Here is a 23,788-nt window from a genome sequence, read left to right as displayed (position 1 = left end):
GAATGCAACGACGGCGGCGTGCTCGATCGGACGAACGTCTAGTATCCTATACTTATTTGTCCTCCTCGTGAGAGGGGCGAAATATGTCCCTCCGAGCCCCGCGTCTCCGTTCTGCTGCCCTCACAGCGCTCCTGTTTCTCGCGGCCGGTCCGGCACCGGCGATCGCCCAGCGCACCCCAAACGGCGTCAGGACCAGCGCCGAGACAGCGGCCCGGTTTCCGTGGTACGTGGATGCGATCGTCCCCGCCGCGGTCACGCTGGTGATCGGCGGACTCCTGATCGTCATCTCGCCAGCTGGAACGCGACGCCGAACCGACCGCGCGCTCGAATCGCCCGGTACGGCGTTCGTCTACGGACTCGTGAGCCTGATCGTCGTTATCGGTGCATCGGTCCTGCTGTCGATCACGGTTATCGGGATCGTCCTCGCGATCCCGCTGCTCCTGGGGTACGTCCTCGTAGCGCTGATCGCCGGGGAATACGGCTACCTTGCGGTCGGTCGACTCGCAGCGGACGCGTGGCCGCCAGCGCTGGGGACCGCGATCGTCGTCGCCGCGCTGGTCGGAGTCGTTCCCGTCCTGGGGTCGCTCGTCGGGTTCGTAATCGGGATGATCGGAATGGGGACGATCGTGATAGAACTCGCGGAATGACAGCGCTTAGGTCCGCGAGAGCAACGCCTTGAGGTGCTCGAGCGAGACGAGCGACGACGGCCGGTCCATGTGGACGCCGATCTCGCCCGACAGCGCACCCAATCCGATCCGCTGGACGGGCTCGGGCAGCGAGTAGGCCCGCCGGATCCAGCGGCCCAGTGCCTGTTCGCGCTCTAAATCCTCGCGCCACGCGCGCTCGTAGGCCGCGAGCGTGGTCGGCCGAGCGGGGTCGATTTCGCGGGCTGCGTGGTCGGCGCTGGTCATGCCATAGAGGATTCCCCCGCCGGTAAACGGCTTGGTCTGGGCGGCCGCGTCGCCGATGAGAAAGGCCCGGCGGGTCGTCACGCGGTCCGGCGGCCCGATCGGAATGACCCCAGAGCAGCGATGGGAAACGTCGATCTCGTAGCCGTCGATCAGTTCCTCGAAGTGTTTGTTCACCTGCACGCCCGGCGGTGCCGCGAGCCCGTACTCGACGCCGGCCTCGCCGCGGGGGATGCGCCACGCGAAAAAGGTCGGCGGCGTGAGGTGGACGTCGACGAAATCCTCGTGGTCGTCCTCCTCGGAGAAGGCGAGCACCCCGTGGAGTAACTCCTCGGGTTGTGGCAGTTCGAGTTCGTCGCGGACTCTCGAGCGCGGGCCGTCGCAGCCGGCGAGCATCTTCGCCTCGAACTCGACGGTGCCGTCGGGGCCGCTGGCGACGACCTCGACGCGGTCCCGGTGTTCGGTGACGCCGGTAACGGTGTGTTCCTCCCGGACGTCCGCACCCGCCTCGCGTGCGAGGTCGGCGAGGTGGCGATCCAGACCCACGCGGTCGATGACGTTCGAGGCCACCTCTCGCTTGTAGAACGGGTAGGCGTCGCTGTCGGGACCGCCCACGTGGAACCGCGCGCCGTAGACTTCGTTCTGGAACAGTTCCTCGCGAGCGCCCTCGCCCGTGAACTCCCAGACGTCCATACTCACGTGACCCGAACAGGCAAGCGGCTCGCCGACCGTCCCCTTCTCGAGGGCGAGCACGTCGTAGCCTTCCTCGGCGACCCGGCGGGCGAATCGCGCGCCCGGCGGGCCGACACCGACGACGACGAAATCGTACATACCCGGCACGTTCACGGCGGCCGGTAAATAGTTTCTCGAGACGGGTTCGGGGGCGGCGATTCACGGTCGCGAGGGGGTCGGCGCGCTCGCACGCACCGTCGTCGAGTGAGCGCTCGCCAAGAGTGGCGAGTCGCTACCGCCGAGGGGCCGCCTGCTCGAGCCTGTATGCAGCGCTCGCGGTGACGAGAAAGCCGACCGCACCGATATAGCCGACGAAGGCGACGACACTGAGGCCGTAGATGCCGACACCGAACACGCTCCCGCCGAAGAGACCGACCGCGTACCCGATCGAGTCCTCCGTGTCCTCGAACGAGAGCCCCTCGAGCGAGAGCAGGGCCGGATCCCGGGCGACGAAATACGACCAGCCGGTATACAGCGCGCTCACACTGACGACGACGACCCACGCTGATTGTCCCAGGGCCGCGACTGCTGTGCCGATACTCACGCCGACGGTGACCGCGATCGGGAGGGCACGGTTCATGACAATGCAACCGACAGAGCGAGTGATAAAATCCGTGACTCGATTCCGGTATCCGGGACTCGGATCCGCGTGAAACCCTCGAGGACCGATCTCAAAGTCCACCCGGGGACGAACAGAACGGCTTACTCCTCGTCGCTCGAGCCCTCGAGCAACTCCCAGAACCGCTCGGTGTCGCCCTCGAAGCGCTCGAGGAGGTCACGCATCTCGGTCCGGTGGTCGTCGGCGACTTTGACGTGGACCATCCCCTCGTCGGGTTGGCCGTAGACCACGCTCGCGCCCTCGGGCGCGGCGACGATGGCCGGGAGCGCGACCAGATCCTCCTCGCCGTCGACCAGAATCGTCGTGGGTTCGTCGGCCGCGAGGGCACGTCGAAGCGCCCGAACGACCGGTGCCGAAAGCTCTGCTGGAGGGTTTCGAACTTCGATGCTCGCACCGGCGGTCACCGCCTCGCGGATCTCCTCGTCGACCGCGCTGCGTTTCGTGCGGCCGTCGACCAAGGCGACATCGGGTTGGTGGCCCGCCTCGAGCAGGTGGTAGGTGACGACATCGCCGACGGCGATGAGGGGGCCGTCGACGGCCTCGAGAAGCCGGTCGGCATCGGTTTCGATGGGACCCATCGGCTCTTTGAGTTCGTGGCGGAGGTCGTCGGGTAAAACCAGTAGCTGGTCGTCGGCGGCGGACGCCGCGTCGCGGTCGTCGTCGCGAGTCACGGAGTCAACGGACCTTCAGGGCGTACGCGCCCGGTTCGGTGATCTGCATCTCCGTCGCGATCTGACTCTCTTCGGGGTGGGCGATGATGACGTAGCCCGCCCAGTCCTCGGTCAGCGACGAGGAGTTGCAGGCGTCACAGGTCTCGTTGTCGGGTTCGTTGACCCGGTGACACTCGCGACAGACGAGACGGTCGGATGCCATAGTTATTCACCTGCGGTCGCTTCGCGTTTCTCGCGCTCTTCCTCGAGCCAGCCGTGTTTGCCGAGGCCGGGCTGTTTCGCGGTGAGCCCGATCTTCGAGTCGCGCGGGTTGCGCTCGTCGATGCTCTTGGTGACGATACGAGTTCGGACGGCGTCGTCGACGCCGAGCGAGCGGGCGGACTCGTTCGAGGCGAGGCGCTGGTTCTCGCCGTCGAAGGCGAGGTACTCGTCGCTGATCTGGGAGACGTGCAACAGGCCGTCGACGGGGCCGATTCCGACGAAAGCGCCGAATTCGACGACTTCGACGACGGTTCCGTCGACGACTTCCTGCATCTCTGGATCGAACGTCACTGCGTCGAACTCGGCCTCGTAGTAGACACCTGGCCGGTTCGGCAACACCGTCCCCTCGCCGATATCGTGGACTTCGGTCACGGAGACGACGCTGCCGACCTCCTCGTCCATTCGCCCCTCGAGTTTGTCTTGGAGCAGTCGCTTGACTCGATCCGGCGAGACATCGCCGAGCTCTTCCGGTGGCACTTCTACCGTATCCTTCAATCTGACCCGTTTGTACATCTATGGTTGAGTGATCGCTAACTTGTTTCTCCCGCGTAATGCAATTACCGGTCTGCTCGCTTCGAGCACCCGGTCGCCCAACGGACGGTCGTTGGTTACGACGTAGTCGACCGCACCCTCGCGGGCGAGTTCGACTAAGGCGTCGTCCGCGTACGATGCCTCCGTGTCGACGACGAGACAGCGTTCGGTCGCCAAATCGTGGCCGACGGTCGCGGCCGTCCCCTCCGTGCCGCCTTTCTCCGATAACCGCCGGAGTTCCTCGAGGACGGCCTGTGGGATCGTCGGCTCGAACGATCCCGTTCGCGGCTGATCGCCGCTCGCAGATCCCGGTGCGCGTGGCGCACCGCCGAGCAGCCGGTCGAGTTCCTCGAACAGCCGCACGTCGAGTTCGACCGGCATCATGAGCGCGCTCGTATCGAGGGCGACCCGCGTCCGCGTGCTCATCGCCTCAATCCGTAAGCGTTCCCAGGCCGATCAGCCGCCAGCGAGCGCCGATGCGGCGATTGATCGCGATTTTCGTTCCCGGATCGGCAGCGACGGGCCGCTTGAGTGCGACCTCGCACTCGCCGCTTCGAGCGCTGGTGACCGAGCCAACGGTCGTCGCCGTGCCGACGGTCATCATCAGCGGTTCGCCCGTGCTGATCTCGTCAACCGTCTCGCCCTGTTCCGCGCCGACGACCCGCTCGAGCAGGTCGACCTCCATCGTGAACTCGTTCCAGGTCGGCGGGAGCGTTCCCGGCGGGCCGGCCATTCGGCCGGCCAGCGCGTCGCCTTTGGTGAGCGAGGGATCGAGTCCGGTTCCGACGCCGAGCAGTCCGCCCGGCGTGACGGTGTCGACGGTCTCGCCGCCGGCCTGCAGCGAGCGGATGTTCGTCTCGATCGGGACGTACTCGGTCTTCCCGCCTTCCTCGACCTCGCGGCCGGGGCGGATCTCGATATCGTCGCCGACCTCGAGTTCGCCCTGAACGAGGCTGCCGCCGAGGACGCCGCCGGCGAGGTCTTTGGCGGTCGTCCCGGGCTTGTTGATGTCGAAACTGCGGGCGACGTGCATCCGGGGATCCGCGTCGGGATCTCGGTCCGGCGTCGGAATCTCCTCCTCGATGGCCTGAATGAGCAGGTCGAGGTTGACCTCCTGACCCGCGGAGACGGGGACGATGGGGGCGTCTTCCGCGACCGTGCCCTCGACGAACTCCTTGATCTGCTCGTGGTTGTCGCGGGCGGTCTCGGGATCGACGAGGTCGACCTTGTTCTGGGCGATGACGATGTTGTCGATGCCGATGATATCCAGCGCCATCAGGTGCTCTTCGGTCTGGGGCTGTGGAACGGGCTCGTTGGCGCTGACCACCAACACGGCCCCGTCCATCAGCGACGCGCCCGAGAGCATCGTCGCCATCAGGGTCTCGTGCCCCGGGGCGTCGACGAACGACACGGTCCGGAGCGGCTCGCTCGGCGAGCCGTCCGCACACTCCTCCTCGACGGTGTAACACTCGGGTTCGTCCAGTCCCTCGCAGTGGCGGAACGTCGCGTCCGCGTAGCCGAGTCGAATGGAGATCCCGCGTTTCATCTCCTCGCTGTGCTGGTCCGTCCACGAGCCGCTGAGCGCTTGCACCAGCGTCGTCTTGCCGTGGTCTACGTGACCGACGAGCCCGATGTTCACCTCCGGTTGTCGATTTCCTACCATAAGACGATGAGTAATCTTGGGTAGTGATTCCGCTGTGCGACTGATAAAGGTTGCGAGCTATCCCTTCGCCCGCCGACGAAGTGACAGAGAGGTTCCCACACATGCGAAGCCACGAGCCCCCGAACCCGGCGACTTATCTCGAGTCCGTCCCTGACTGCAACCGTGTCGGAGTTCGCGTTCGAACTCGAGTTGTGCGCCCGCCTCGAGGAGCGACGCGACGGGATCGTCGCCCGTCAACTCGGCGGCGGCGTCGCCGATCCGGGTGGGCGGATCCTCGACACGGTCTGTATCGAACCCGGGCCCGAGTTCGACGACCGCGTCGCGATCACGAGTGAGACGATCCCCGACGCCGCGATCGAGTCGGCCGTCGGCACCGGGCAGGCCCGCTACTGGAAGGACGCCTTCGACTGTCACCCCGAGCGCGCCCGCAACGCCATGGAGCGAGCCCTCGAGATCGGCTTTTTCGAGCGAGACCACAGCGCCGGCGCGACCGACAGCCGCGAGTACGTCCGGCAGGTCGCCCGCTACCCCGACTGGTACGACCGCATCGTCGGGATCGAGAACAAACCCGACCTCGGGCGGCCGGGCGATCTCGAGGCCCAGTTGCGAACCGACGCGAGTCTCGCGCTGGTCGACGAGATCGTGCTCGCGACCGAGAGTTACGTCACGCGCGCACATCTGAATCGAATCCCCGACGAAGTCGGCGTCTGGCGAGTGCACCGCGATGGCGACGGCTCGACGGCCGAGACGGCACCGACGGGGACGCTCGAGATCGAGGTGGTTCGAGAACCGACGCCGCTATCGGTCGACGAGCGCGGTATCGAACCGCTCGAGTCCCATCCCGGTCGCACCGAGATCGCGACCGTCTCCGCCGACGCGAAGGCGCGAGCGCGCCGACGGCTGGCCGAGCGAGCTTACGGCAAGGGCTGGCGAACGTATGCGTTTCCGGATTGTGGGGCCTGCCGTCCCGAAGACGCGAGCGGCGCGACGCTGCCCTACTGCGAGTGGAAAGAGCGGGTCGTCGACGCCGGCTCGGAGTGTGGTCCCTCGTGTCCGGGACACGAGGCCGATTCGGAGGTCGAGCCCGCGGTCGATCTCGAGGCCGAACGCGGTCGCCGGACCGCGTGGGAGGCCGACCCCGACGGCAAGCGCCGGCAGCAGTCGGGACTCGACCAGTTCGGCTGATCGGGGCTCGATCGTAATTGATCGATGAGTTGCAGCTAGCGCGGGCACCAGATCGCGGCTCGTGCAGTTACGATTCGGTAGCCGCGTCCGCGCCGACCGCGGGCAGCGTGAACGTAAACGTCGTCCCCTCGCCGGGATCGGACTCGACCCGGATCTCGCCGCCGTGGCGCTCGACGATCCGCTGGCAGAGCGCGAGCCCGATCCCGGTGCCGTCGTACTCCTCGCGGCTGTGCAGGCGCTGGAACACGGCGAAGATCCGTTCTTGATCGTCCGGGTCGATCCCGATCCCGTCGTCCGTGACCGACACGGCCCACATCGGCCCCTGTCGCTCAGCGGTGACGCGGACCCGCGGCCGACACTCGCCGCTGTACTTGATCGCGTTCGAGAGCAGGTTCTGGACACACTGGCGCAGCTGATCGGCGTCGCCCTCGACGACGGGGAGGTCGCCGACGTCGATCCGCGCCTCGTGGTCCTCGATCGTCATCCGCAAGTCCGCGAGCACGTCCTCGAGGACCGCGTTCAGATCCGTTGGCTCGAGCGGATCGCCCCGCGTATCGATCCGGGAGTAATCGAGGAGCCCCTCGATCATGTCGCGCATTCGGTCGGCACCGTCGACGGCGAAGTCGATGAACTCCGCGCCCTCGTCGTCGATCTCCTCGCCGTAGCGGTCCTCGATGAGCCGGAGGTAACTCGAGACCATCCGCAGGGGCTCTTGGAGGTCGTGGGAGACGGCGTAGGCGAACTGCTCTAGTCGGTCGTTTGACTCCTCGAGTCGCGAGACGTAGTGGCGGAGTTCCTTCGATTGGTTCCGCCGGACGAGCAGCGTGTTCACCCGCCGAAAGAGGAGGGTGCGATCGATCGGCGCGTCGATGATGTCGTCGACGAGCATGGGGACGTCGCTCTCGTCGATAGCGGGAAGCGAGAGCCGGTGGGTGTTCTCGCTGCGGCGGATGAGAACCACGGGACAGAACACGGGGTCGCTCGCTGCGACCCGCTCGCGCAGGTCGGCGCGATGGACGTGAAACGTCTCGTCGTCGACGAGATAGCAATCGGCGTCGCGCACCGACTGGTGGGTGTCAACCGTGTAGCGATCGGCGAGCAATTCGCGGACCGCGGCTCGGTTTCCCTCCTGTCCGACGAGCAACTGGACGGTACTGGATTGGTCGCGTGTAGACATACGAGATGGATACTATCGCGTTGATCGGCGAATCGACACGGTCTATCGAATGGGGTCGAGCTGATCGTCCGCTCGCGGGGCCCCCTGAAGGATTCCGTGTAGGCCAGTCAGCGACTCGCCGACGGCGATGCCGTCGGGCGTGATTTCGAACTCCCGGAGGTTGTGTTCGAACCGGCCGGAGCGCTTTTTCAGCACCCCGACGACTTTGCGAAGACTGCCGTCGATTTCGACGTAACTCAGGAACATGATGTTGTCAGCGACGTAACTGAGGTCGCTACCGGTCGCCGAGGTGATGCCCGTGATCTCGGGAATTTCGTTCGTGACCAAGACCGTGACGCCGCGAGCTTTCAGGTATCGGGTGAGCGCGTGGAGTTTGCGGCCTAACTCCGTTTCCTCCCCCTGAATCGACATCGTGTAGCCGGTGATCCCGTCGATCAGTACGATGTCTGCGCCCTGTCCATCGCCTCCCTCTCCGTCGGCCCCCTGCCCGTCCACTCGATCGGCGACCGTGTGGGCAAACTCCTCGCTCGAGAGCGTGCGCGGTTCGATTTCGATCAGCGAGAGCATGCCATCCTCGCGCAGGTCCGTGACGGGGATGCCGATCGATTCCGACCGATAGGTGTAGGTCTCGGCGCTCTCCTCGAAGAGATACACCGCCGACCGGAGCCCCTGCTCGGCCGCTCGAGCGAGTTGTTGGGTCGCGGTCGAGGTCTTGCCGACCCCCGTGGGGCCGGTGATGAACGTCACCGTCTGTCGATCGAAGCCGCCGCCGGTGAGGGCGTCGAGTTCGTCGATCCCAAAGCGCAGCGGCTCCCGCTCGAACTGCCGCTTGCGGGACGGCGTCGTCAGCCGCGGATACACTTCGATCCCGCTGTCGCGGATTTCCATGCCGTGGCTCCCCGACTGTTGGCCGAACGCGCGGTGTTTCACGACCGAGATCCGCCGGCCGTCCTCGTCTCGAGTCAGTTCGATGATCCCGTCGCTCAGCGACCGGATCTCCGTGTTGTACATCCGGTGGTCCGACGGCGTGGCGGTCGTGAGGACGGTCGTCTCGCGTTCCTTGAGAAACCGCATGAACGAGAGGAGCCGTTTGCGAAACTGGTATTCGTTCGCCTCGACGTACCGGAGTTGCGTGATCGGATCGACGACGATCCGATCCGGGTCGATTGTCCGGATCGCGTCGTGGATCGCCTGCGTGTAGCGGTCCTGTTCGAGCTCGCTCGGCTCGACGAGATCGTAGGAGTAGTCCTCGGTAAAGAAGTCTGAATCCGGCCCGAGATCGAGATACTCGACGTCGGCAATGTCGATGCCGACTGCGGCCCCGTTCGTGAGAATTTCCGCTCGGGACTCCTCGCCGTGGATGAACAGCCCCGTTTCGTTTCGATCGAGCCCCTTCTCGAGGAAGTGCATGCCGAGCAACGTCTTTCCGGTCCCCGGCTGGCCGTGGACGAGATACATCCGCCCGGGAACGAGGCCCCCGTGTAACAGCTCGTCCAACCCGTCGACCCCGCTGCTCGTCGGGGTAATGCCGTCTCGCATATCGAAATCGGAGGGAACAGATCGATATGAGTGACCTGCTTGCAGCGGTGTGATTCAGCTGTCAAAATTTGCGACGACGGGCTGTAAGTCCGGGCACAGTCGCTGTCCCGCGGTCAGAGATCGTAGACTTCGCCGTCGACCGCGAGCGGTTCCGCGAAGGCCTCCTCGACGGGATAGAAGTGAGCGAGGTGGACCAGCCGCATTCGATCGGCGTTCAACTCCTCGGCCAGCGCGAGCGCGCCCTCGCGGGTCATGTGTTTCGTGCCGAACGTCCGGGCGACGCCGTCGGCGTCCTCGTGGCGGCCACCCAGCGGGTGGTAGTCGGCGAGGCTCGCCGGAACGATCCCGTCGGCCAACAGAAGGTCGGCGTCGGCAAGGACCGTGCGGGATTCCTTGGGAACGTCGTAGCTCGTGTCGCCCGTGATCGACAGCTTCGCACCCGTCACCGGGTCCTCGATGGCGAGGCCATAGCAGACCAGCGGCGGGTGATCGACCGGGACCAGCGTCACGTCGAGCCCGCAGATGCGGACCGTCTCGAGGGGCGTCGTCGGCACCACGGTCAGGGGATCGAGGTAGTGGTAGTCGTCCCGGACCGTCTTGGCGACGCTCTTTCCGGTCTTGGGGTCGGTCTCGTCGGCCGCGTAGACCTCGAGGGAGTCGAGCACGCGGAAGACGTTGCCCAGCCCGTCGAGGTGGTCGAAATGGATGTGGGTGATGACGGCGGCGTCGGGCAGCGGCACCTCGTCGCGGAGGAACTGGTAGCGAAAGTCGGGGCTGAAATCGATCAGCAGCGACTCGTCGGTTCGCTCGTTTTCGATGTGGACCGAGAACCGCGTGCGCTCGACGTCGCGCTCGCGGGCGGCCTCGCAGGTGTCACAGTCACAGCCGACGGTCGGCGTCCCGGTCGTGTCGCCCGTTCCCAGCAGAGTCACCCGCATCGGACGACGACACCTCCGATTGGCACGGGCAGTGTTGACATCCGAGCGGCCGTCGCGTCGCCGCTATCGGCGTCGTCGGCCCGCCGTCGCCTACACATACGAGTCCCCCTCTTCGAGGGCTGTCCGGATGAACGGGTGGTCCATCTGCGATTCGAACCGGTCGACCGGCAAAACGTGGACCGAGAAGACGACGCCGTGCTCGAGTCCGACGGTCTCGCCGAGCGCCTCGAGTTCGCGTTCGACGTCTGCGGTCGCGTCCTCGAGGACCAGCAGTACCTCCACCGACGTGTGGACGCCGCGGTCGTCGCCCCGGACGGCGTCCCCGAAGACGACGAGCCGGCGGATCGAGTCGCCGTGGGCCGCCTGCGCCCGGTCGGCGAACGCGTCCGCGGCGGACCCCTCTGGCGCGGTATCGCTCATAGCGGGTCGTTGGCAGCCGTCACATAAAGGGTATTCCCCGCGGGACGACCGGACCCCGCGCCGTCGTGGCATATCGTCCCTCGCGTCGTGGGCGTCTTCGGATGCAGGTCGCAGCCGTCCGAACGGTCACCGACCGCGGATCGCCCGATACCCCACGTACAGGGCGGTCGCCGCGAGGCCGGCGACGACCGCGGGCGAGACCCGGCGCTGGCGGAGCCGCGTGTAGAGACTCGACTCGGCGACGTGGCCCTCGTAGCCGCCGCGTTCCTCGAGGTCGCCGGTCGGGTCCTCGAGCCCGTCCGAGTCGGTCGGCGGCTCCGCCTTCCGCTGTTGGTCGACGAACACCGTCTCCATGAGCGTGTCCATCGTACTCGAGAGGGTCCGCCCCATCGCGACCATGTTCTTCCCGCCGCCGCCGACGGTCACCTCCCGCTGGGGGTCCGCCGCGGCGTCGAGGATCGTCCGCGCGACCGTCTCTGGCGCGTAAACGGGAGCCGGCAGCGACGCCTCCGTCTCCATGTAGTTTTTCGCGTGCTCGGCGAACGGCGTGTCGATCGCGCTCGGTTTGACGAGCGTCACGGAGACTGGCGCGTCGTCTCGCTCGAGTTCCATGCGCAGCGAGTCGGTAAAGCCCTTGACCGCCTGTTTGGACGCCGAATAGCTGCCCTGCAGGATGATCGCGCGATCGGAGACGATGCTCCCGATGTTGACGATCGCGCCGCCGCCGTCTTTTTCTCTGAGGTGCGCTGCGGCCTCGAGCGAGCCGTACACCACTCCCCAGACGTTGGTCTCGAACTGCTCGCGCATGTCCTCGACCGGCACGTCCGTCAGTTTGCCATAGATGGAGATCCCCGCGCCGTTGACCCACGTATCGAAACCGCCGTAGGTCTCTGCGGCCGTCTCGGCGATCTCGCGGACGTCGTCCCGGTCGTCCACGTCGGCGACGACGTACTCGGCCTCGCCGCCGTCGGCCTCGATGTCGTCGACGGCCTCCCGCAACGCGTCCTCGCTGCGGGCCGCGAGGACCACTCGCGCCCCGCGGTCGGCGGCCATCCGCGCCGTCGTCAGGCCGATCCCCGACGACGCGCCGGTGATCACGACCGTCTGTTCCTCGAGCGGTTTCAGCTCCGGAGTCGAACTCATGGCGGTCGGGCTACCGCCTCGAGCCGGTGTTACCTGCTGCCTGTATTGGCATGGCAACGGCCGGTCGATCACTCGCGACTCGTTCGAAAGAGACCGACAGCATCGCCCGGAGAAAAACGGGGCGTCTCGAACCGATATCCGCTCCGAAGTGACGTCAGTGATCGTGGTCGTGATCGTGCGAATGGTCGCTCGGCTCGCCGCCGTCGCTGGCCGCGTCGCCGAGGTCGCCGCCCGCGACGAGCGCGTCGTGGTCGCCGCCCATCATGTCCATGTTCTTCAGCGTGTCCCGCTCCTCGAACTCCTCGACGGCGTTCATGAGGTCTTCTTGTGTCAGCGTCGTCCGGTCCTCGGTCAGCGCCTCGAGGACCGCCTCTCGGAGCACCATCCGGAGGTCGCTGCCGGTCAGGCCTTCGGTGACCTCGGCGATGAGTTGCGGATCGAACTCGTCGATGTCCATGGTGCGGGTGATGAGACCGAGGATGTCCGCCCGCATGCCGCGGTCGGGTTTGGGGAAGTTGATGATCTCGTCGAAGCGCCGCCACGCGGCGTCGTCCAGTTGATCGGGGTGGTTGGTCGCGCCGATGAGCAAGACGTCGTCCTCGATGAGCGAGATGTTGTCGATGCTCTTGAGGAGGGTGTTGACGGCGCGTTTCAGGGCGGCGTGTTCGTCGCTGCGCCGCGTCTTCGCGACGAAGTCGAACTCGTCGATAAAGAGGATACACGGCGAGAGCCGCTTGGCGACCTCGAAGGTCTTGTCGACGTTTTTGGCCGTCTCGCCGAGGTACTGGCTCGTGATCATCGAGAGTTTGACCTCGACGAAGGGCAGGTCCATGTCCTGGGCCAGCGCCTGTGCCGTGGAGGTCTTCCCGGTGCCCGGCGGCCCGACGAACAGCAGTTTCCCGATCTCGCGCAGGCCGATGTTGGCGAGGTAATCCCGGTGTTCGATCGCCTTCGAGATCTTATTGAGTTCGTTCTGCTGGTCCTCGGTGAGCACGAGGTCGTCTAACGACATGTCGACTTCCTCTGGCGCGCGGACCTCGACGAGGTCGAGCATCTCCTCGTCTTCCTCCTCGTCGAAGTACTCGTTGAGGAGGCCGTCGATCCAGACGCGGTCGGCCTGAATCGGTCGGTTTCGCTCGCGGGCTTCTTCGTGGGTGACCGCGAAATCGTAGTCGTCGTGATTCGCGAAGTGTTTCGCGAGCGTCGGGTTCTCGAGCAGGTGATCGTCATCGACGCGCTCGGCGAACCACTCCTCGGCCATCCCCTGTTGGGCGAGGGTGATCGTGCCCGAGAACTCGTCGCGTTCGGTGAACATGAGTTCGGAGACGGCCTCCCACGGGCGGTCGACGCCGGTCGCCTCGCGGGCGGTCGTCGTCGTCACCGACAGCGGGCGACTGATACCGGCGGGTTTGCGCCCGCTCCCGCCACCGTCCCCGTCGCCGCTCCCGTCCTCGTCGTCGACGCCGCCGGTCCAGTAGACCCGGCGGAACGACGGCGGGAGATCGTTCTCGTCTAACGTCCGGTCGTCCGAATACACGCTCGTCGTGAGCAGAAATTCCACGACATCGAGCGCCGCGTCACTCATTCCGTGAGCGTACTCGCTACACGTTCTTAACAGCGTCGTCCCGCGCAACGTATGTGATCGCGTTCCATTCTGCGGTCCCGCGGTGGCGGTTCAGCGACGGAAACCGGCACAACCGTTTTCGTGTATCGGCTCACAATCACCAGTATGAACGTGTTGCTGGGTCTGGGCGGCAGCGACGAGTCGGTGAAGACGCTCCGACGGACCATCGAGCGGACGCGCGAGGTCGGTGACGAGCTGACGATCGTCGTCCTCGACAAGCCCGAGTCGAAACGCTCGCAAGACGAAATGTATCAGCAAGCCGTCGATGCCCTCGAGGAGGGCGACATCACCGACGTCGCGGTCGAGAAACTCGAGGGCGATCCCGGAAGCGCGCTCGTCAATTATGCCGAGCAAGGCGAGTACGACCAGTTGGTCATCGGCGGCGGCACCCTGAGCCCGATGGGAAAGATTCAACTCGGCCCGATCACCGAGTTCGTCCTGTTGAACGCGCCGACGACGGTCAAGTTGGTGCGATAACGATGTCCGGATCGCGTCAGTATCCGGACGACCCGTCCGGGCCGTTCCCCTCGCCGCCGACGACGGTCGAGGATCGAGAGGGGCGATCGATCGAGATTCGGGCACCCGAGGCGTTCGCTGACGAGGCGCTCGCGGACGTCGTCGAGATGTACACCGAGTTCGACCCGACCGATCGCGCACAGGGGATTCCGCCGACCGGCGAGGAGCGCATCCGCAACTGGCTCGAGACGATCGGCGAGGACAGCGTCAACGTCGTCGCCCGCCACGACGGCGACGCGATCGCCCACGCGATGCTCGTCCCCGATACCGACGATCCGTCGGCGATCGAGCACAAGAGAGACGTCGAGTGGGAGTTGGCAATTTTCGTCCTGCAGGCCTACCAGCGGGCCGGCATCGGGACGACGCTGCTCGAGAACCTCCTCGGCCGCGCACGTGACGTGGGTATCGAACGGGTGTGGTTGACCGTCGAGCGCTGGAACAACCCGGCGATCGCGCTCTACGAACGAGTCGGCTTCGAGTCGACCGGCACCGAGAGCTTCGAACAGGAGATGGCGATTTTGCTCGAGAGCGACAGCGGCGACGGGAACGGCGACGGCGACCGCTGAAACCCGCCCGGTAGTTTTCAGGCGAGGCGATCAGACCGACAGCACCGGCTGGCTCGCATACGAGAGGACGTACTCGGCGGCCTTCTCGAGGACCTCCGCCTCGGCTCGAGTGACGGGTTCGCGGGGGAGGACGATGAAGTCGGCGTCGATCTCGTCGGCGGTGTCGAGGACGACGTTTCCGGGGTGGAGCGTCTTCCGCGTCTGCGAGAAGCCGTCGTCGACCGCGGTCGAGAGTGGTACGCCGGCGTCGTCGGCGATGACGCTGATGTCGTCGAAAAAGCCCTGCGTGTTCTCCGCGACGTCGGTTTCGTCGACTGTTCCGGCGTCTAATCCCCGGACGACGCCGCGGCCGAGGACGAACAACGCGTGGACGGAGGCGTCGTAGCGGTCGGCGACGGCGACGGCGTACTCGACGGCGGTGGCGGACTCGTCGCTCCCGTCGACCGGTGCGAGAACTGTGTCGACGGTAAACGGCTCGCTGGCGTCCATACGCGGCAGTGGGTGGCCCGTCACAAAAAAGCCACCCCCACGGCCTCCGCGATCGGTCGTCACCGGACCCCACAGAACGGGGACGTTTAAGCGGGTCCGAGCGCAACTCCCACCCATGTTCGATACGGTCGTGGTCGCCACCGACGGGTCCGACAGCGTGAAACGGGCCGTCGACATCGCGCTCGATCTCGCCGACCGGTTCGACGCCGAGGTCCACGCGCTCTCGGTCGTCGACGCCAGCGAGGTCGACGCCTCGCCCGAGCAGCTTCGGGCCGAACTCCGCACCGCCCTCGAGACGACGGCCGATGCCGCGCTCGCCACCGTCGAGGAACGGGCAGAGCGAGACGTGACGACCGCCACCCGCGAGGGCCGGCCGGCCGTCGAAATCTGCGAGTACGCCCGCGAGATCGACGCCGACGTGATCGCGACGGGGACCCGCGGTCGCCACGGCGAGAACCGCCTGCTGCTTGGCAGCGTCGCCGAGCGGATCGTCCGGACCTCGCCCGTGCCCGTCCTGACGGTCCGGCAACTCGAGCCCGCGGGCGACGGTGACGGCGATAGCGACGAGGTCGCCGCGAACGCCTGACCGAGAGCGCGTTCGGCCGCGTCGTCTCGCGATACCGGCGATTACTTCCCCACGGGTCACCCAGCACGTACCATGTACGACGAACTCATCCAGAGCGGCGATCTGTCGCTCGCCCGGAAGTCGGTGCTGCCGGGAACCGGATTTTTCCTGCCAGATGCGCTCGAGGACGACCTCGAAGACCAACAGACTGAGGCCGCACTCGAGGGGGCCGAGGTCGCGGTCATCGCGGACCCGGACGCCGACGGTCTGGCCTGTGTCGCCTTGCTTCGAGAGGCCTACGGCGACGTACAGAACGTGCCGAATCCCGACGAGGAGAACAGCGACGACGCCGCGGACGGGGCGGAGCCGGTCGCCGACGCGCCCGACGACGTCGAGGAGGAAGCCGTCGTCAGCACGGCCGGGGACGCCGATGAGCCCCTCGAGGAGCCGGAGCCGACGCCGCACAACGTCGCGCTGATTCCCGCGAGCCCCCACGACGTAGAAGACGCGCTGGCTCGCGTCGCCGAGTACGGCGACGAGGAGATCGATATCTTCGTCTGTGACCTCGCGCCGGACCGGTACGAGTACGTCGAGGACGAACTCGACGCGGCGCTCGAGACCGCAGAATCGATCGCCTGGTACGACCACCACCAGTGGGGCGACGACGTAGCCCAGGCGGTCCGCGAGACCGGCGTCGACCTCGTGATCGGCGACTCCGACGAGGAGTGTTCCGCCGACGTGGTCTATCGCTCGCTCGAGTACGAGTTCGACCAGATGTACGAGGAACTCGCGGCGGTCACGCGGGATCACGACCTCTGGCTGCGCGAGGACCCGCGCAGCGACGATCTGGCGGACTACGCCTACTGGACCGACCCCGCCGAGTACGTCGAGGTCGTCCGCGAGTACGGCGTCGATCTCCCCGAGTGGGTCACAGAGTACATCGCCGAGCGCCGCGTCGAGAAGGAGGCGCTCATCGAGCAGGCCGTCGGCCGGGCGGAGCTCCGCGAGATCGGCGGCTACACGGTCGGGATTACCTACGGCCGCTGTTCGCAAAACGAGGTCGCGGAAGCCATGCGCGAGCAGGGCGCCGACGCCTCGGTGATCGTCAAGCCCGCCGGCTCGGCCTCCATCCGGGGCACCGACGAATTCGAACTGTGCCACGAGGTCGCCGGGAAGGTAAACGGCGGCGGCCACCCCAAGGCCGCGGGCTGTAAACCCGACATCTACGACGACATGCTCGACTACGCGAACCACTGGACGACCCGCGGTGCCGTGACGAAGCGGGTCATCCTCGATGCGTTCCGCGATGTCGTCGACGAGGCAGCCGAAAAAGGAGCAGCGGAGGCCGACGACGCGGACGCAAGCGACAACTGATCGGCTGACTGTCCGACTCGAGGGTGTCGATCACTGCCGAGACGCGACGTACCGCATCACGAGTTGTAAGACGTGGACGAAGACGCCAGCGACGGCGATGTAGACCCCGATCGTCTGAAGCGCAACCGACGCGGACCGTTGGTCGCGGACCTTCCAGATCTCCCAGCCCAGTCGGAGCAGAAAGCCCAGAAAGATGAGGACGAACCCGAGGAGCAACACCGGCGTGTAGAACGTCCCGACCGCGATGGCGACGAGACCGCCGATAAACGCGTAGTTGGCGTAGGACCCCCAGTGCTCGAACGTCGTCGACCGAGCGTAGACGTAGGCCGCGATGACGGCGGTCACCACGGCGACCACGACCGCGGTGACGGCGAGGACCGTCAACTGGGCATCTCGCGGTGCGAATCGGAGGACTCCGGCCCCGAAGATTCCGAACGCTAACTGCAAGAGTACCATCCCAACGAACGCGATGCCCGTATCGCCGCCCTCGACGCCCCGTTCGGCGACCAACTGGCCGGCCATGATGGCCACACCGTAGGCGATCGCGCCGATGATCGGGAACCGAAACAAGTAGTCGTTGACCTTCGAGAGCGGCGTGCTCACGAGGCCATACATCACCAGTACGTTGATCGCCATCAGGATGCTCGCACCGCCGATTACGCGCGCCTCGCGACTCGAGAGACCGAACCCGTGGCCGGTCTCGGATGGGGTTTCGGTCGAACTCATCGGGCCACAGTAGACCGCTGAGGAGCAAAAGACTGCGGCTTACTCGCCCACGGTCCAGCGGTCCGAGAACGCCGTGCCGCACGTACACTGGGCGTAGGCGTGGATGACGTCACCGTCGGCGTAGATGCCGCCGACTTCCTCGTTTTGCGCTTCGGCGAACGCGAAGACGAACTGGATGTCGTGGCTCTCGTCGTCCGACGCATCCGGGCAGTGGCCGCCGGTCAGGTCGTCGTCGATCTCCCCCTCGTTACTCATCGCGGACTTCGCGAACTCCATCGCGCCGGTGCCGGTCGCCGCCTGAAAGGCGTTCCGTCCCCGCTCGCCGTCGACGACGATCAGCGTCCCGTCGTCGACCCGGTCGCCGAACCGCTCGAGTCGTTCGTCCGAGACGTAGGCATCGGCCAGAAACAGCGCGACGTCCTCGAGGCGGTCGCCCGCCAGAAACTCCGCACGTGGGTTGCTCATGACGGCGGATTCGCGCTCGAGGTGGAAAAAGGGAGTTATTCGAAGCCGGTCGCTCGACCGCCGAACGAACAGCGTACACGCCGTGGCCTCCCTGTCTTTTTGCTCCCCGTTTCCACGCAGCCGATTGACTCAGACCTCGAGATCGGACGCGGCCAGCATGACCTGCAGCGCCTCGCTGGGCGACATGTCGTCGTCGAGCTGCCCGGCGTACCACGTCAGGAGATCGACGAACACCTCGCGGACGTCGTGTGACGTCGCGTGGTGGTGTGCGACCGCCCCGTCGGTCTTTAACGTGATATCGACCCCGTGGGGTTCGGGCGAATCGGCGAGCGTCCCGCCGTCCCCTCGAGCGTCGACCGACGGCTCCGTCGGTGGGGCCGCCGCGTCGCCATCAGGTGACTGACGCGTATTCAGTTCGTCAGTCTCCGCCCTGATCACGTACTGGTTCTCGGCGAGTTCGCGAACGTGATCGCCCTCGAGCGAGAGGTCGTCCGGCTCGAGGACGGTGTCGGTGTCTCGTGTGTCAGTCATGGGTTTCTGATCGGAAGGGACCGCTCTATGAGTTCCGCGATCGGAAGCGCGAACTGTCGACCGCTGCCGAAGTACTCGAGCCCCGAGAGGAGCAGGAACACCGCCATTGCCGCGACGGCCAGTGCGAGTGCAAGCGCCCCGATACGGTCGCCCCTGTCGGTCCGCGTCGCGACGACGGCCCACGACGCGAGGACGCCGGCAACGACGAGATTGACGACCGCGTGCGTCTGGACGACGCTCCCGACTGGCCAGTCGGTGCTGAACGCGGCGATCGCAGCCGCGATTCCGATAACCGTGAATCCGCCCGTTGCCAGTGCGAACGACCGCCACTCCCGATCTGCGACCCGGCAGATCGGCTCGAGCCGGAACACGCCGTACAGCAGGAACGGGACGATGGGGGCGAGATACCGGACCGTGATCGTCGAGTGCAGCGGGAGCCGCGAGAGGTACAGGAGACTGAAGAGGCAGACGTAACAGGCCGCGAAGATATCCGTCTGCGTGAGCGGATCGCGAAGCCGCTGACGGAGGTCGCGGCGACTCACGGCGCGCCGGGCGACCGCGAGCGGAGTCGCGACGAGCGCCCCCAGAACGGGCGCAGACTCGAGGATCGTGAGTTCGACGGTCTGGCCGCCGGTCTGACTGTAGTCCACGCCGGGAATGTGCCCGCTCCGGAGAAAGACGTGGGAGAGCCGATTGGTCTCCAGCGAGTCGACGCCGGTGTTGAGGAGTCCGCCGAACACGTCCAGCGCGTTCAGTGCACCGTCGATCCCAGCCGACGCCATCGCGACCGCCCCGCCGACGACTCGCGTGACGACGCTCGTCGGTCCGAGGCTCGAGCCGCCATCGCTGGACGCGGTCCCGCCGCCGTCCCCCGTAGCGGCCTCGCCGCCCGATTCGGCACCGCCCGTGGCCGTTCCAGCGCTGTCCGTGCCCGTTTCGACGGTATCGACCAGCACGTCGCCACCGGTGTAGGTCGACAGCAATCGTGGCGGTTTGACCGGATTGCCCGTGATGAGCGTATTCGTCGCGAAAAACGGCACCAGCGAGAGCGCGAAGACGCCGCCGATAAGTCCGAGGGTCCGCGGATCCCGCGAACGAGCCGTCAGCAGATCCGCGGGGCCGAGTACGGCAAGCAGCGCGAGCGCTTCCGGGGCGTGGATCCAGGCCGTTCCGCCGACGGCCGCGTAGGAGAGCGCTCGGAACGCGGCCCCCTCGTCGCCGTCCGCGATGGCCGCGCGGCTCCGGTAGAAGCCGTACAGCGCGATAAGGGCGAGCAGCGCCGTCAACGCGTGGCGTTTCGGGATCGACGCCCAGAACCCGATCGGGACGAGCACGACGCCCGTGATCCCGGCCGCCGTCGCGACCCGTCTACCGTGTGCGTGTTCGAACAACCGGTATATGACGACCGGAACGAACCCGGCGGCGACCATCGTACTCGCCTGCAACGCGAGCAGTGGAAACAGCCGCGGCGGCAGCTCAGTCGCCATCGCGAGGTTCGCCTGAAAGAGGCCGAACGCGAGCGCACAGCCGGCCAGCGTCGCGAGACGGCCGCGTCCGAGCAGGCGACCAAGCTGGACGCAGAAGGCGAGCACCAAAAAGCTCCACAGCGCCGCAACGGCGATCCGCGGATCGGCGACGAGCGCGATCGCCTCGAGCCCCCAGAGGAACGGGAGCGCGAAGACGACGTGGCCGTAGTTTCGCGCGTAGAGCCGGCCGTTGACGATGTTCATACCGGGCGTCGACGGATCCGCCGGCCCGTAGACGGCCTGCGTGATATGCAGGTGGCCCTCCGAAACGGCGACGAGCGCGTTCCCGATGGCGAACGTATCGACGATGAAAATGTCGACGCGCCAGTAGAGCGCGAACAGCGCGAGCGCTCCGAGGTAGATGGTGAGTCCGGTTCGATCGCCGAACAGCGCTCGAACCAGCAGTCTTCGGTCGACTTCGAAGTCGTCCAGTTCCTCGCGGACGCGATGGGCGGTACTCATCCGGGCACCTCGAGGGCGACGGTTTCTTCGGTCACGGTAAAGGCCATGTCGTCGGATTCGGCGGTAACGGTTACTGTGGCGTTGACGCTCGAGTTGTCGGTATCCGCGACTGAGCCGTCGGCAATCGAGAGCGGAACAGATCGTTCCGTTCCCGCGGCGACGCGACTGGTCGTCGTCTCGTTGTACTTCAGTTCGGGAACCGAAACGCGGTAGGTCACCGCGACCGGTTCCGATCCGGTTTCGACGTAAACCAGCGCGTCGGGGATCTTGAGCCGGTGTGAGTTGGTGGTTTGTTCGAGCGAGAGGTTTTCAGCGGGAACCCGCTGCGGGGAAACGAACAGTTCTCGATCGACGGTGACGCTCTCCTCGTTCCCGCCGAACGAGGAATAGAGATCCACCGATTCGTCGGCGGAGTCAGTGGCATCGATCGCCGGAACCAGTGGTCCGGCCGCGAGCGTAACGAGTAGTATGCAAAGCGCGGTTATAGCGACGCACTGGTGTTCTAGTTCCATAAAAATCGAGGGAAAGTGATCCCTAATTAGACGATGACGTAGTCCTTGTTACCGAAGGTGTTTGGCACGGTGACGCCGTAGACGGTTGTTGCACCGGACTGGTCGACAATACTGAGGGTTGCGTCAGATCCAGTTGCAAGCGAAGTTCCCTCGATACCTGCCACATCAATCGTGAGCGTAACACGCTGTTCGCTACTAGTCAGAGAGTTATCCTGATCTCCACCGCCAACGCCAACTGCGTCTGTAGTAAACTCGGTAGCAGATGCGGAGTCATCGTTATGTACGAGTGTTGTAGAAGTAGTATCACTCGTATACTGCACCGTTGCAGATGTCAGGTCAATAGCATTAGAGCCAGCGGACTTCTTAATAGTCATCCGAATCTCTGTGATACCGTCTGAACCAGTCGTACCGACTGCATCGACTACGCTAATCTGGTTTGCAACTTCCTGTTGCGTGTCTTCACCAGTACTTGAGGCCTGACTCTGGAGGAGTCCGGCCGTGTTAATCAGTACGCCCGCTGCGATCGCTGCGACGAGCACCATTGCGATGAACACGATCAGGGTACCGATACCGACCTGACCGCGCTCGTCTGCGTCTGTAATTTTTTCGAACATTATGTGTACACCCTGAGTGCCGGCCTCGCCCGTTCGGTCCCGTCGTGGCGTTCAACGCCACCGTGAGTCCTCGAGACACCCGCATGGGCGTCGGTCCCCGGCTCGACGGGGCGCTCCCGTCGCTCCCGCAGTGGGCGTGGCGACGGGTCACGAGTCGTGTCCCGTCGAAGTCCGGAGTGTGGCGAGCGGATCGGCATCACAGTATCTGGGGATGCACCCCAGCGAACACATCTCTCAGTTGGAGTATCAAGCTCCGTATCACCTCAGACCGCGTATCGAGACTCGACTCACGATTCGAAACACGGCGCGAACTCGAGCGGACATCTATACGAACACCGCAACTACGGGGGAGTAGTATGACCGTATCGTCCGACGAGGATCGCCGCCGAGGGCGCTCGAGCGCGGCGAGCCGTCGAAGTACGCGCTCGTGGGGGGAGTAGATGGAGTTCGGACTCGATTCCATTCGGAACTTCATCGAAGACTTCCTCAGCGATAGCGGCGGCCGCCGCGGGCGCGAGCGCGAGCAACAGCGTCAACAGGGAGACGATCCGTTCGAGGAGACAGCAGGCGACGGACAGACCGAATCGTCGACGGACGGCGCGGACAGTGACGAAGGCGTCGAGTCCGAGCCCGATTCGGGCGGCAACGATGGCGGTGGCGGCGGTAGCGGCGGACTGTTCGGCCGCGGTTCCTCGTCGGCCGACGAGGAGGAACTCGACGACCTCTACTACCGACTCGACGAACTCGAGGAGCAACTCGAGGACAAGAGTTCGGAGTTGGGGACGGTCCAGGACTCCCAACAGCAGGTCGCGGATCGCGTCGAGGAGATGAACGACACGGTCCGCCAGCTGCTCGGGGTCTACGATATGTTGACCGACGACGTGAACCCGTTTACGGGAGCCGGCGAGGAACGGAACGGGTTCGGCGTCTTCGGCGAAGACGAGTCGCCGCCCGAGGAGCCGACGCGGAGCGGCGTCGGCGTCGCAGACGGCGGCACGCAGAGTGCAGAAGAGACGGTCTCGTTCGACGATCTCAAAGGCGTCATCGAGGACGCGGCACAGTCCGACCGGTCCGACGGTGACGGCAATGGCGAGACGATCACCTTCGACGAGGGCAGCGACGGCGATGCGGACGCTGACGACACCACTGTCGAAGTGCAGGCCACAGAGAGCGTCGACGGGCCGGACGACGACGCAGACGAGGGCGACGGGAACGACGGGGACGGCTCCGACGTCACCCTCGAGACGCTCGCGGACACGTACGCAACGGATATCATCGTCCTCGAGTGGCTGACCGATCTGGTCCGGACCGCCGGGCCGGCCGCGACGCTGCGCGCGATCTCGTACTACAGCGAGATCGGCTGGATCGACGAAGAGGTCAGAGACCACCTCGAGGCGATGCTCAGCGGCCCGGATCTCGACATTCACGTCGATCCGGGGTCGACGCCGGAGGAACTGACCGCCGAGGATCACGCCGACAGCTACACGTACATCATGAAGCTCCAGGAGATCCACGAGACCAAACGGGAGATCGAACCGGACGCCGAGACGGGGACGTAGCCGTGCGCCGAGCCGACGACGGAGGGCGGTGATCCGACGTGGGATTCAGTACCAGCGGCGCGACGGCGATCATCTTCGTCGGGGTCCTCGTCGCCGCGGGGATCGCCTACCCCGTGTTCCAGACGGCCCACGAGAACCGGTCGGCGGCGATCGACGACCGCGACGATCGGAGCCTCGAGATGCGAAACACGGCGATCGAGATCGACTCACAGGGCTACAATCAGAGCGGGAACGAGGAGTTCATCATGGACGTGACTAACACCGGCTCGACGACGCTTTCGGTCGCCGAGACGGATCTTTTGATCGACGGCGATTATCAAAGCCGGAGTTCCTACGAAACGAGCGTTGGCGGGGACACCGACCGCGAGCTATGGCAGCCCGGCGAAACGCTGACCATCACGGTCTCGACCGACCCGAGCAGAGTAAAACTCGTGACCGAACACGGAATCGCTGAGACGGTGGTGCGGTAACC

Annotated in this window: 28 protein-coding genes; 8 read left to right on the top strand and 20 right to left on the bottom strand. The window is 65.7% G+C overall.

Annotation, left to right across the window (positions count from 1 at the left end):
* Nucleotides 1-83: 83 nt before the first annotated feature.
* Nucleotides 84-647: a DUF8173 domain-containing protein gene (locus ACJYUO_RS07450; RefSeq protein WP_494344758.1), complete on the top strand. Its 564-nt coding sequence runs from the start codon at nucleotides 84-86 to the stop codon at nucleotides 645-647.
* A gap of 6 nt (nucleotides 648-653) precedes the next feature.
* On the opposite strand, the gene ACJYUO_RS07445 is transcribed toward ACJYUO_RS07450, so the two are convergent.
* The 7 genes from ACJYUO_RS07445 to ACJYUO_RS07415 form a co-directional block, all read right to left on the bottom strand.
* Nucleotides 654-1,739: a geranylgeranyl reductase family protein gene (locus ACJYUO_RS07445; RefSeq protein WP_494344757.1), complete on the bottom strand. Its 1,086-nt coding sequence runs from the start codon at nucleotides 1,737-1,739 to the stop codon at nucleotides 654-656.
* Nucleotides 1,740-1,872: 133 nt separating this feature from the next.
* Nucleotides 1,873-2,220: a hypothetical protein gene (locus ACJYUO_RS07440; protein ID WP_494344756.1), complete on the bottom strand. Its 348-nt coding sequence runs from the start codon at nucleotides 2,218-2,220 to the stop codon at nucleotides 1,873-1,875.
* Nucleotides 2,221-2,342: 122 nt separating this feature from the next.
* Nucleotides 2,343-2,930, bottom strand: coding sequence for a GTP-dependent dephospho-CoA kinase family protein (locus ACJYUO_RS07435; protein ID WP_494344755.1), 588 nt, complete (start codon nucleotides 2,928-2,930; stop codon nucleotides 2,343-2,345).
* A gap of 4 nt (nucleotides 2,931-2,934) precedes the next feature.
* Nucleotides 2,935-3,132, bottom strand: coding sequence for a transcription elongation factor subunit Spt4 (gene spt4, locus ACJYUO_RS07430; protein WP_006185929.1), 198 nt, complete (start codon nucleotides 3,130-3,132; stop codon nucleotides 2,935-2,937).
* Nucleotides 3,133-3,134: 2 nt separating this feature from the next.
* Nucleotides 3,135-3,704 (bottom strand): DNA-directed RNA polymerase, encoded by a 570-nt coding sequence (locus tag ACJYUO_RS07425; protein ID WP_494344754.1) that lies wholly within the window; start codon nucleotides 3,702-3,704, stop codon nucleotides 3,135-3,137.
* Nucleotides 3,705-4,148 (bottom strand): type II toxin-antitoxin system VapC family toxin, encoded by a 444-nt coding sequence (locus ACJYUO_RS07420; protein WP_494344753.1) that lies wholly within the window; start codon nucleotides 4,146-4,148, stop codon nucleotides 3,705-3,707.
* 4 nt (nucleotides 4,149-4,152) lie between these two features.
* Complete coding sequence (locus ACJYUO_RS07415; RefSeq protein WP_494344752.1) at nucleotides 4,153-5,385, bottom strand: translation initiation factor IF-2 subunit gamma; 1,233 nt, start codon at nucleotides 5,383-5,385, stop codon at nucleotides 4,153-4,155.
* A gap of 162 nt (nucleotides 5,386-5,547) precedes the next feature.
* Here ACJYUO_RS07415 and ACJYUO_RS07410 point away from each other — a divergent pair, with 162 nt between their 5' ends.
* Nucleotides 5,548-6,570, top strand: a complete 1,023-nt coding sequence (locus tag ACJYUO_RS07410; protein ID WP_494344751.1) for a DUF5787 family protein — start codon at nucleotides 5,548-5,550, stop codon at nucleotides 6,568-6,570.
* 67 nt (nucleotides 6,571-6,637) lie between these two features.
* Here the strand turns inward: ACJYUO_RS07410 and ACJYUO_RS07405 are convergent, their stop codons facing one another.
* The 6 genes from ACJYUO_RS07405 to ACJYUO_RS07380 all read right to left on the bottom strand — a co-directional run bounded on the left by ACJYUO_RS07405 (nucleotide 6,638) and on the right by ACJYUO_RS07380 (nucleotide 13,372).
* A complete protein-coding gene (locus ACJYUO_RS07405; protein WP_494344750.1) occupies nucleotides 6,638-7,747 on the bottom strand; it encodes a sensor histidine kinase in 1,110 nt (369 codons plus the stop codon).
* 42 nt (nucleotides 7,748-7,789) lie between these two features.
* Nucleotides 7,790-9,286: an ATPase domain-containing protein gene (locus ACJYUO_RS07400; RefSeq protein ID WP_494344749.1), complete on the bottom strand. Its 1,497-nt coding sequence runs from the start codon at nucleotides 9,284-9,286 to the stop codon at nucleotides 7,790-7,792.
* 113 nt (nucleotides 9,287-9,399) lie between these two features.
* Nucleotides 9,400-10,224: an MBL fold metallo-hydrolase gene (locus tag ACJYUO_RS07395; protein ID WP_494344748.1), complete on the bottom strand. Its 825-nt coding sequence runs from the start codon at nucleotides 10,222-10,224 to the stop codon at nucleotides 9,400-9,402.
* Between the two features lie 90 nt (nucleotides 10,225-10,314).
* A complete protein-coding gene (locus ACJYUO_RS07390; RefSeq protein ID WP_494344747.1) occupies nucleotides 10,315-10,644 on the bottom strand; it encodes a hypothetical protein in 330 nt (109 codons plus the stop codon).
* A gap of 126 nt (nucleotides 10,645-10,770) precedes the next feature.
* A complete protein-coding gene (locus ACJYUO_RS07385; protein ID WP_494344746.1) occupies nucleotides 10,771-11,787 on the bottom strand; it encodes an SDR family oxidoreductase in 1,017 nt (338 codons plus the stop codon).
* Between the two features lie 154 nt (nucleotides 11,788-11,941).
* Complete coding sequence (locus ACJYUO_RS07380) at nucleotides 11,942-13,372, bottom strand: ATP-binding protein (RefSeq protein WP_494344745.1); 1,431 nt, start codon at nucleotides 13,370-13,372, stop codon at nucleotides 11,942-11,944.
* A gap of 144 nt (nucleotides 13,373-13,516) precedes the next feature.
* On the opposite strand from ACJYUO_RS07380, the gene ACJYUO_RS07375 reads away from it, so the two are divergent.
* Both ACJYUO_RS07375 and ACJYUO_RS07370 read left to right on the top strand, forming a co-directional pair.
* Nucleotides 13,517-13,888: a universal stress protein gene (locus ACJYUO_RS07375; RefSeq protein WP_494344744.1), complete on the top strand. Its 372-nt coding sequence runs from the start codon at nucleotides 13,517-13,519 to the stop codon at nucleotides 13,886-13,888.
* 2 nt (nucleotides 13,889-13,890) lie between these two features.
* The gene (locus tag ACJYUO_RS07370; protein ID WP_494344743.1) at nucleotides 13,891-14,493 is read left to right on the top strand and encodes a GNAT family N-acetyltransferase; all 603 of its coding nucleotides are present in this window, start codon (nucleotides 13,891-13,893) and stop codon (nucleotides 14,491-14,493) included.
* Nucleotides 14,494-14,523: 30 nt separating this feature from the next.
* On the opposite strand, the gene ACJYUO_RS07365 is transcribed toward ACJYUO_RS07370, so the two are convergent.
* Entirely contained in the window at nucleotides 14,524-14,982 is a 459-nt protein-coding gene (locus ACJYUO_RS07365) for a universal stress protein (RefSeq protein ID WP_494344742.1), read from the bottom strand.
* Nucleotides 14,983-15,097: 115 nt separating this feature from the next.
* Between ACJYUO_RS07365 and ACJYUO_RS07360 the strand changes: the two genes are divergently transcribed.
* Nucleotides 15,098-15,568 (top strand): universal stress protein, encoded by a 471-nt coding sequence (locus tag ACJYUO_RS07360; RefSeq protein ID WP_494344741.1) that lies wholly within the window; start codon nucleotides 15,098-15,100, stop codon nucleotides 15,566-15,568.
* A gap of 72 nt (nucleotides 15,569-15,640) precedes the next feature.
* Nucleotides 15,641-16,921 carry a DHH family phosphoesterase gene (locus ACJYUO_RS07355; RefSeq protein WP_494344740.1) on the top strand — a complete coding sequence of 427 codons (1,281 nt, stop codon included), beginning with the start codon at nucleotides 15,641-15,643 and terminating at the stop codon, nucleotides 16,919-16,921.
* Nucleotides 16,922-16,951: 30 nt separating this feature from the next.
* Here the strand turns inward: ACJYUO_RS07355 and ACJYUO_RS07350 are convergent, their stop codons facing one another.
* From ACJYUO_RS07350 to ACJYUO_RS07325, 6 genes are all read right to left on the bottom strand, one after another.
* Nucleotides 16,952-17,647 (bottom strand): hypothetical protein, encoded by a 696-nt coding sequence (locus tag ACJYUO_RS07350; RefSeq protein ID WP_494344739.1) that lies wholly within the window; start codon nucleotides 17,645-17,647, stop codon nucleotides 16,952-16,954.
* Nucleotides 17,648-17,686: 39 nt separating this feature from the next.
* Nucleotides 17,687-18,112 (bottom strand): DUF5807 family protein, encoded by a 426-nt coding sequence (locus tag ACJYUO_RS07345; RefSeq protein WP_494344738.1) that lies wholly within the window; start codon nucleotides 18,110-18,112, stop codon nucleotides 17,687-17,689.
* Nucleotides 18,113-18,241: 129 nt separating this feature from the next.
* Nucleotides 18,242-18,643: a DUF7500 family protein gene (locus ACJYUO_RS07340; RefSeq protein WP_494344737.1), complete on the bottom strand. Its 402-nt coding sequence runs from the start codon at nucleotides 18,641-18,643 to the stop codon at nucleotides 18,242-18,244.
* Nucleotides 18,640-20,631 (bottom strand): hypothetical protein, encoded by a 1,992-nt coding sequence (locus ACJYUO_RS07335; RefSeq protein ID WP_494344736.1) that lies wholly within the window; start codon nucleotides 20,629-20,631, stop codon nucleotides 18,640-18,642. Before ACJYUO_RS07335 ends, ACJYUO_RS07340 begins: the two co-directional genes overlap by 4 nt.
* Nucleotides 20,628-21,143 carry a hypothetical protein gene (locus ACJYUO_RS07330; protein ID WP_494344735.1) on the bottom strand — a complete coding sequence of 172 codons (516 nt, stop codon included), beginning with the start codon at nucleotides 21,141-21,143 and terminating at the stop codon, nucleotides 20,628-20,630. The genes ACJYUO_RS07335 and ACJYUO_RS07330 overlap by 4 nt, the downstream gene beginning before the upstream one ends.
* Before the next feature lie 26 nt (nucleotides 21,144-21,169).
* Nucleotides 21,170-21,757 carry a flagellin gene (locus ACJYUO_RS07325; RefSeq protein WP_494344734.1) on the bottom strand — a complete coding sequence of 196 codons (588 nt, stop codon included), beginning with the start codon at nucleotides 21,755-21,757 and terminating at the stop codon, nucleotides 21,170-21,172.
* 440 nt (nucleotides 21,758-22,197) lie between these two features.
* On the opposite strand from ACJYUO_RS07325, the gene ACJYUO_RS07320 reads away from it, so the two are divergent.
* Entirely contained in the window at nucleotides 22,198-23,316 is a 1,119-nt protein-coding gene (locus tag ACJYUO_RS07320; RefSeq protein ID WP_494344733.1) for a FlaD/FlaE family flagellar protein, read from the top strand.
* A gap of 38 nt (nucleotides 23,317-23,354) precedes the next feature.
* The gene (gene arlF / locus ACJYUO_RS07315; protein WP_494344732.1) at nucleotides 23,355-23,786 is read left to right on the top strand and encodes an archaellum stator protein ArlF; all 432 of its coding nucleotides are present in this window, start codon (nucleotides 23,355-23,357) and stop codon (nucleotides 23,784-23,786) included.
* Nucleotides 23,787-23,788: the final 2 nt, after the last annotated feature.

The sequence above is a fragment of the Natrinema sp. CRL1 genome, from assembly GCF_059162405.1.
Note: the sequence above shows the minus strand (reverse complement) of the source record. Positions and strands in the feature narration are given on the sequence as shown.